The 8,296-nt window shown below is 66.5% G+C and carries 6 protein-coding genes and 2 pseudogenes; 5 read left to right on the forward strand and 3 right to left on the reverse strand.

All coding sequences use genetic code 11. The features are described from left to right. Positions 1-83: 83 nt before the first annotated feature. The 5 genes from mpl to mtgA all read left to right on the forward strand — a co-directional run bounded on the left by mpl (position 84) and on the right by mtgA (position 6,151). Complete coding sequence (gene mpl, locus B0G62_RS27130) at positions 84-1,643, forward strand: UDP-N-acetylmuramate:L-alanyl-gamma-D-glutamyl-meso-diaminopimelate ligase (protein WP_407671249.1); 1,560 nt, start codon at positions 84-86, stop codon at positions 1,641-1,643. After that, a complete protein-coding gene (locus B0G62_RS27135; RefSeq protein WP_103707267.1) occupies positions 1,640-2,215 on the forward strand; it encodes a YqiA/YcfP family alpha/beta fold hydrolase in 576 nt (191 codons plus the stop codon). The genes mpl and B0G62_RS27135 overlap by 4 nt, the downstream gene beginning before the upstream one ends. 119 nt (positions 2,216-2,334) lie before the next feature. Beyond that, positions 2,335-4,479, forward strand: coding sequence for a ribonuclease catalytic domain-containing protein (locus B0G62_RS27140; RefSeq protein WP_103707268.1), 2,145 nt, complete (start codon positions 2,335-2,337; stop codon positions 4,477-4,479). Beyond that, positions 4,476-5,339, forward strand: a complete 864-nt coding sequence (gene aroE, locus B0G62_RS27145; protein WP_103707269.1) for a shikimate dehydrogenase — start codon at positions 4,476-4,478, stop codon at positions 5,337-5,339. The genes B0G62_RS27140 and aroE overlap by 4 nt, the downstream gene beginning before the upstream one ends. A gap of 20 nt (positions 5,340-5,359) precedes the next feature. Then, positions 5,360-6,151, forward strand: a complete 792-nt coding sequence (gene mtgA / locus B0G62_RS27150; RefSeq protein WP_103707270.1) for a monofunctional biosynthetic peptidoglycan transglycosylase — start codon at positions 5,360-5,362, stop codon at positions 6,149-6,151. An 85-nt stretch (positions 6,152-6,236) separates the two neighbouring features. Here the strand turns inward: mtgA and queF are convergent, their stop codons facing one another. The 3 genes and pseudogenes from queF to B0G62_RS27165 all read right to left on the reverse strand — a co-directional run. Next, positions 6,237-7,061, reverse strand: coding sequence for an NADPH-dependent 7-cyano-7-deazaguanine reductase QueF (gene queF, locus B0G62_RS27155; RefSeq protein WP_103707271.1), 825 nt, complete (start codon positions 7,059-7,061; stop codon positions 6,237-6,239). 68 nt (positions 7,062-7,129) lie between these two features. Then, positions 7,130-8,044: pseudogene (locus B0G62_RS27160) on the reverse strand (5'-nucleotidase); the annotation flags it as partial. 24 nt (positions 8,045-8,068) lie between these two features. Continuing rightward, positions 8,069-8,296: pseudogene (locus tag B0G62_RS27165) on the reverse strand (threonine ammonia-lyase, biosynthetic); the annotation flags it as partial.

Raw genomic sequence — 8,296 nt, forward strand, 5'->3', positions numbered from 1 at the left:
CATACTAGAGAACGCATGGCGCTCCCGCAGGCGGCCTGCCGCGCAGCGGCGTGCCACGCGCCGGCCGGGCCGGGTTCGTGACCATGGCCACCGGCCGGCCCAGGGCCGCCGCGGCGAAAAAGCCTACAGGGCTCGGGTACAATACTGTCCTTTGCTCCGGCGGCGAACCAGGCCAGGCGCCGCCGTTCTGCTTCACCCATCCCAAAAAACCGATCAACCCGTTCACGACGCCCGCGCGGCGAGACAGGCTTATGCACATCCATATCCTCGGCATCTGCGGCACGTTCATGGGCGGTCTCGCCGTGCTCGCGCGCAGTGCGGGCCACACGGTCACCGGCTGCGACGCGGGCGTATATCCGCCGATGAGCACGCAGCTCGAAGCGCAGGGTATCCGCCTGATCGAAGGCTACGACGCGAGCCAGACCGGGCTGAACCCCGACCTCTACGTGATCGGCAACGTGGTGTCGCGCGGCAACCCGCTGATGGAGGAGATCCTCAATCGCGGCCTGCCGTACACGTCGGGTCCGCAGTGGCTTGGCGAGCATGTGCTGCGCGACAAGTGGGTGCTCGCCGTGGCGGGCACGCACGGCAAGACCACCACGAGTTCGATGCTGGCGTGGCTGCTCGAAGACGCGGGCCTGAATCCCGGCTTCCTGATCGGCGGCGTGCCGCTGAACTTCGGGATTTCGGCGCGGCTGACCGATTCGAGCTTCTTCGTGATCGAAGCCGACGAGTACGACACGGCGTTCTTCGACAAGCGTTCGAAGTTCGTCCATTACCGTCCGCGCACGGCGCTGCTCAACAATCTCGAATTCGATCACGCCGATATTTTCCCCGATCTCGCTGCCATCGAGACGCAGTTCCATCATTTGATCCGCACGATTCCGGGCGTAGGCCGCGTGGTCTCGAACGGCCGCAGCGACGCGCTGGAGCGCGTGCTGACGCGCGGCGTGTGGAGCGATGTCGAGCGTTTCGGCGTCGATGGCGGCTGGCAGGCGCTGCCCGCGGAAGACGGCGTGGCCGTGGACGAGCGCTTCGCCGTCTATCACAACAGCGAGCGCGTGGGCGTGGTCGACTGGCAGATCCAGGGCGAGCACAACCGCCTGAATGCGCTGGCGGCGATCGCCGCCGCGCGCAGCGTGGGCGTGCCGCCCGCGCAGGCCGCGGCGTCGCTGGCGGGCTTTCGCAATGTGAAGCGCCGCATGGAAGTGCGCGGCAGCGTGGACGGCGTGACCGTCTATGACGATTTCGCGCACCATCCCACGGCGATCGAGACGACCATCGCTGGCCTGCGCACGCGCGTGGGCAACACCAATACGCGCATCCTCGCCGTGCTGGAGCCGCGCTCGAACACGATGAAGCTGGGCGTGATGAAGGCGCAACTGCCCGAGAGTCTCGCCGATGCCGACCTCGTGTTCGGCTACGGCGCGCCTGGCGGCAAGGACGCGCTGGGCTGGGATCTGGCGGGCGCACTCGCGCCGCTTGGCGAGAAGGCGCACGCGTATCACGACCTCGACACGCTGGTGAAGGCCGTGGCCGCCGCCGCGCGTCCGGGCGACCAGGTGCTTGTGATGAGCAACGGCGGATTCGGCGGCGTGCATCAGAAGCTGCTCGATGCGCTCGCGGCGCGGAGCGCGACGTGATCGTCTATCTGCACGGTTTCCGCTCGTCGCCGCAGTCGTTCAAGGCGCGCCTGCTGGCGGCGCGTCTGACCGACGCGGGCCGCGCGGGCGAGTGGTTGTGCCCGACGCTGCCGGTATCGCCCGCCGAGGCGATCGCGCAGGTCGAACACGACATCGCCGCGCAGGCCCGGCCAGGCGAAAAAATTGCGCTGATCGGCAGTTCGCTGGGCGGCTATTTCGCCACGCATCTGGCCGAAAAGCACGGCTGGCATGCCGCGCTGCTGAATCCGGCGGTCGTGCCGGATCGCGATCTGTCGAAGTATCTGGGCGAGCAGCCGCTCTGGCACGGCGGCGGCAGCATCGTCGTCGAGCCGCGTCATCTCGCCGAGTTGCGTGCGCTGGCCGTCGCGCGGATCACCCAGCCGCAGCGCTACTATCTGCTCGCGGCGACCGGCGACGAAGTGCTCGATTACCGCGAGATGCTGGCGCACTATCCGGGTGTCGCGACGCACCTGATCGAAGGCAGTGACCACGGCATCAGCGAATTTGCCGATTACGTCGATGAAGTGATCCGATTCTGCGACGCCGCTTAGGGGAAGAACCCAGGCGTCGCGCCGTTCGCGCCCCGTGCGCGAGCATCTATATGTATACAGCAGCACCGCCCGGGCGCGCCGCGCCTGACGGTGATAGCAAGACTGAACGAGAGTGTTGAGTGAACGTTTTCTTTGAGGAATCGGGCAGTTTCAAGGCCGGCAGCGTGCTGTCGAAGCAGGGCGACGCGTTTCAGGTCGAGTTGCCGGGCGGCCGGCGCGCCAAGGTGCGCGCCAAGGACGTGCTGATCGAATTCGACAAGCCCGGCGCCGGTGAGCTGCTGGAGCAGGCCGACGCCGCCGCGCAGGAAATCGATCTCGATTTCCTGTGGGAGTGCGCGCCCGCCGACGAATTCGCCTATACGGCGCTCGCGACCGAATATTTCGGCGCGACTTACGGCCCGGTCGAGCGCGCCGCGCTCGTGCTGCGCCTGCACGGCTCGCCCGTGTATTTCCGCCGCAAGGGCCGTGGCCAGTATCAGCGTGCGCCCGAAGAGCAACTCAAAATGGCGCTCGCGTCGCTTGAGCGCAAGCGCCAGCAGGCGCTCGTGCAGGCGGGCTACGAAGAAGAGATGAAGGCGGGCAAGCTGCCCGAGGCGCTCAAGGACAAGGCGCTGGGTCTGCTGACCCGGCCGGACAAGAATTCGATCGAATACAAGGCGCTCGAAGCGGCCGCGGCCGCGCGGGGCATTTCGATGCCGCGCCTGATGCTCGAATGCGGCGGGATTTCGTCGCCGCGCGCGCTGCACGAAGCCCGCTTCCTGGCCGAATTCTTCCCGCACGGCACTGGCTTCCCGCCGGTCGAAGTGGGCGCGCTGCCCGACGATCTGCCCGACGCCGGCGAACACGTGCAGGCTTTTTCGATCGACGACGTCACCACGACCGAAATCGACGATGCGTTCTCCATCGAGCATCTGGCCGATGGCCGCGTGCGCATCGGCATCCACATCGCGGCGCCGGCGCTGGGCATCGCGCGCGGCGACACGGCCGACACGGTCGCGCGCACGCGTCTGTCGACGGTCTACATGCCAGGCGACAAGATCACCATGCTGCCCGATGATTTCGTCGATGCCTTCACGCTCAAGGAAGGCGGCATGCGCCCGGCGTTGTCGCTCTACAGTATCGTGAACCGCGAGACGCAGGAAATCGTCGCCAGCGAAACGCGCGCCGAGCGTGTGTTCGTGAAGAGCAACCTGCGCCACAACACGCTGGACGAAGTCGTCACGGAAGAGACGCTGGCCGCCGGCACGGGCGACTATCCGCACAAGGACGACATCGCCGTGCTGTGGCCGTTCGCGCAGGCGCTGTTCGAAAAGCGCCAGCAGGCGCGCGCGGGCTATGGCCTGCGCCGCGAAGTGCAGCGCAACACCGACTACAACTTCTACGTGGACGGCGAGCACGTCAACATCACGCCGCGCCGCCGAGGCTCGCCGCTCGACATGATCGTCGCCGAACTGGCGATTCTCGCGAACTCCACCTGGGGCGCGTTCCTCAACGATCATGGCGTGCCGGGCATTTACCGCTCGCAGCGTGCGTTCGGCGCGCCCACGGGCCCCAAGCGCACGCGTATGCAGACCAACGCCGCGCCGCACGAAGGCCTGGGCGTCGCGCAGTACGCGTGGAGCACCTCGCCGCTGCGCCGCTACGTCGACCTCGTGAACCAGTGGCAGTTGCTCGCGTGCGTCGAGCACGGCGTCGCCGCCAAACTGGTCGCGCCGTTCAAGCCCAAGGACGCCGATCTCTTCGCCGTCGTGCAGGGCTTCGACGAAACCTACACGGCCTATGCCGATCATCAGCGCCGCATGGAGTACTTCTGGTGCCTGCGCTGGCTCCAGCAGGAGATGCGCGGTGACAGCGGCGAGCCGCGCCGCGAATTCCCGGCCACGGTCGTCAAGGACGATCTGGTGCGCTTCGAGGAGGTGCCGCTGCTCATGCACGTGCCCGCGCTGGGCGTGCACGCGCGCGGCACGCGCCTGATGATGGAAGTGTTGTCGATCGACGAACTCACGATCGAGGCGTCGGTGCGCATGCTGCGCGTGCTCGACGCGCCGGTCGTGACGAGCGGCGAGCAGCCCGAGGAAGAAGCAGGTGAAGACGAAGAGTTGATCGAAGCCGCCGACGAGTCCGCGCAAAGCGAAGCGGAAGCGCAAGCCGAAGCTGACGCCGACGTAGAAGCGAACGCCGAAGGCGAAGCGCAGGAAGGCGGCGAGGAAGTCCAGCAAGCCGAACAGCACGCGGATCAGCACGCCACGGAGCCGCGCGAATGAGCGCCGATCGACCGCAACATCGCGACCGCTACGCCGTAGTCGGCAATCCGGTCGCGCACAGCAAGTCGCCGTCGATCCACGCGCAATTCGCCGCCGCCACGGGCGAGCCGGTCGAATACGAGCGCCTGCTCGCGCCGCTCGACGGTTTCGTCGAGCAGGTGCAGGCGTTTCGCGCCGCGGGCGGCCGCGGCCTGAACGTGACCGTGCCGTTCAAGCTCGAAGCCCATGCGCTCGCGCATCGTCTGTCGCCGCGCGCGGCGGCGGCGGGCGCGGTCAACACGCTGCGTTTCGACGAAGACGGCATTTTCGGCGACAACACCGATGGTTTCGGCCTCGTTCGCGACATCGAAGTGAATCTGGGCGTGCCGCTCAAGGGCGCGCGCGTGCTGCTGCTCGGCGCGGGCGGCGCGGCGCGCGGCGTCGTGCTGCCGATGCTCGAACGCAACCCGCTTGAGATCACCATCGTCAATCGCACCGCGCAGAAGGCGCAGGCGTTGATCGCGCAATTCGAAGGCGCGGCGCGCGAGTTCGGTTGTCTGCTCAATGGCGGCGGCCCGCACGCGGTTGACCCCAGGCCCTATGACGTGATCGTCAACGCGACGGCCGGCAGCCTGGACGCCGCGCTGCCCGAGTGCGACGCCCGCGCGTTCGGTGCGGGCACGCTCGCCTACGACATGATGTACGGCGCCGAGCCGACCGTTTTCATGCGTCACGCCGAATCGCTCGGCGCGCGTGCATCGGATGGCCTGGGCATGCTGGTCGAGCAGGCCGCCGAGTCGTTCTTCGTCTGGCGCGGCGTGCGTCCGGACGGCGCGCCCGTGCTCGCGGACTTGCGCGCGCAGCTGGCCGCGCAGGTCTGAGCCAGCGGGAGCGCGACGCCATGCGCAGAGACGCGGGACCGCAAAGCGCAGGCGAGTACGTGCGCGGCTTCGCCCAGCGTGCCGCAGCGCCACGCGGCAAGCCGCCCGCGAAGCGGCCCGGCGTGCTGCGCTGGCTGGTTTATGCGGCTTCGGTGTCCGTGGTCTCGTGGCTCGCGCTGCAACTGTTCTATTTCGCGCAGATCGCCGCGTGGAACTACGTCGATCCGCAAAGCACGGCGTTCATGCGTTCCGACGCCGCGCACCTTGCCGCCGACCGGCCCGGTCTGGACATCCAGCACCAATGGGTGCCGTACGACCAGATTTCGCGCAATCTCAAGCGCGCGATCATCGCGTCCGAGGACGCCGACTTCGTCAACAACAACGGCTACGAAACCGACGCCATCCTGCAGGCGTGGGAGCGCAACAAGAAGCGCGGCCATATCGTGCGCGGCGGCTCGACGATCACGCAGCAACTCGCGCGCAACCTGTTCCTGTCGCGCGAGAAGAGCTATATCCGCAAGGGCCAGGAACTGATCATCACCTGGATGCTGGAGACGCTGCTCGACAAGGAGCGCATCTTCGAGATCTATCTGAATTCGGTGGAGTGGGGCAACGGCATCTATGGCGCGCAGGCCGCCGCGCAGCATTACTACAGAACGAACGCGACGAAACTCACGGCGGGGCAGTCGGCGCGGCTGGCGGTGATGCTGCCGCGTCCCAAGTACTTCGACGATCATCGCAACTCGGCGTATCTCGCCCAGCGCACGGCGATCATCGGGCGCCGCATGGGCGCGGCGGAGTTGCCGCAATAGGCGCGTCTAAGCGCAGCGATTCAGCACAAAGCAAAAGCGCCGGCAAAACCGGCGCTTTTTTCATGCTAAATCCGCTAACTACCGTTTATTGACGCGCAAGGCGCGCGTTATCCGGCATCGGCATGTTGAAGTTGGTGCGGAACGGATTGATGTCGAGTCCGCCGCGTCGTGTGTAGCGCGCGTAGACCGCGAGCCGGTCGGGTTTGCACTCGCGCAGGATGTCCATGAAGATGCGCTCGGCGCATTGCTCGTGGAAGCCCGTGTGATTGCGGTACGAGATGATGTAGCGCAACAGGCCCGCCTGGTCGATCTGCGGCCCGACGTAATGGATCTGCACGCTGCCCCAGTCGGGCTGGCCCGTCACCGGGCAGTTCGACTTGAGCAGGTTCGACACGAGCGTTTCTTCGACCGGCGCTTCGTCGACGGCGGCCTTCAGCAGTGTGGGGTCCGGGTGATAGGCGTCGGCGTCGAGGTCGAGCCGGTCGAGCGACAGGCCGTCGAATTCCTCGAACGCAATCTTGCCGAACGCGCCCGGCTGGTCGAGCTTCACCGACACCGACGCGCCGCACGCCGCCGACACATCGCGCTTGAGGACGTCGCGCACTTCATCGGCAGAGCCGAACGCGGTCTGCGCGAACGAACCGAGATAAAGCTTGAACGACTTCGATTCGACGATATTGGGCGAATCGGCGGGAATGAAGAACGTCGCGATGGCGATCTGCGGCTTGCCGCGCGGCGTCAGCCATGAAAGCTCGTAGGCGTTCCAGATATCGGTGCCGAAGAAGGGCAGTTGCGCGCCGATGCCGATCTGTTCGCGCGCGCCAATGCGCGGGATCGGGAACAGCAGTTTCGCGTCGTATTGCTCGGTGTAGCTCGACGCCTTGCCGAGCGGAGATTGTTCGGGAGTCATGATGCGCTGGTTTCGGTTGATGCGTCGTTCGTGAGAGCCGCGCGCGCTGCGCGCATGGCGTCCACGGGATTGGCCACGCCGCTTGCCACATGCCCGGTCGCCGTGACCGAGCGGGCCGATTCGCAGTGGCGGATCTGGTCGTCGAAGAAAAAATCGGGTTCGAACTCGCGCAGGAACGGGCCTTTGTCGAGTCCGCCCAGGAACATCGCTTCGTCGATTTCGATGTCCCAGGCCATCAGCGTGCGGATTGCGCGCTCGTGCGCCGGCGCCGAGCGCGCGGTTACGAGCGCTGTGCGGATGCGCATTTGCGCATTGGCGTCCGCGAGCTTTTGCAGCCGGTTCAACGCGGCGAGCAGCGGCTTGAGCGGGCCTTGCGCAAGCGGCAGTTCGCGGTTGTCGCGCTCGTGGCTCACGAAGGCGGACAGACCGTCACGCTGGAAAATCTGCTCGGCTTCGTCGGAAAACAGCACCGCATCGCCGTCGAACGCGATGCGAATCTCGTGCGCGTTGCGTTGCGCTATTGTCGCCGAAGTCGCCGGATTCTGGTCGTCTCGCGGAAACACGCGCGCGGCCGGAAAGCCCGCGTCGAGCGCGCCGCGCACGTCCTCGGGATTGGCGGACAGAAAGAGCGACGCGTTGAGCGGCTTGAGGTAGTGCCACGGCTCGCGTCCGCGCGTGAAGACGCCGCGCTGGATATCGAGCTGATGCTCGCGGCACGAACTGAACGCGCGCAGGCCGCTGATGGGATCGCTGCGCGAGAGGATCACCACTTCCACGTGATGCGCGTCGTTATTGAGCGCGAGCAGCTTGCGGATCAGCGCGAACGCGACGCCGGGCCGCGCGGGCAGATTCAGGCGCTCGCGCTGCAGCGCCTCGTAGCTGCGCAGGTCGCCGGTCTCGTAGACGCGGTTCTCATCCTCGAAATCGAACAGCGCGCGCGACGAGATCGCGACCACCAGTTTGTCGGAGAGCGAAACGGACACGGTCGTGGGCCTTCCTTACCTTCGTTACGAGAGGAACAAACGATAAGCCGGATTCTGCGTCTCTTCCCAATGCGGATAACCGAGCGTCGCGAGGAAGCGGCGGAACTCGGCGTCTTCCGCGGCGGGCACCTGGATGCCCACCAGAATCGAACTGTAATCCGCGCCCTGGTTGCGGTAGTGGAACAGGCTGATATTCCAGTTCGGCGCCATCGACGAAAGAAAGCGCATCAGCGCGCCCGGCCGCTCCGGAAA

Origin of the sequence: Paraburkholderia eburnea, assembly GCF_002917095.1 — a bacterium.
GTDB classification, from domain to species: Bacteria; Pseudomonadota; Gammaproteobacteria; order Burkholderiales; family Burkholderiaceae; genus Paraburkholderia; species Paraburkholderia eburnea.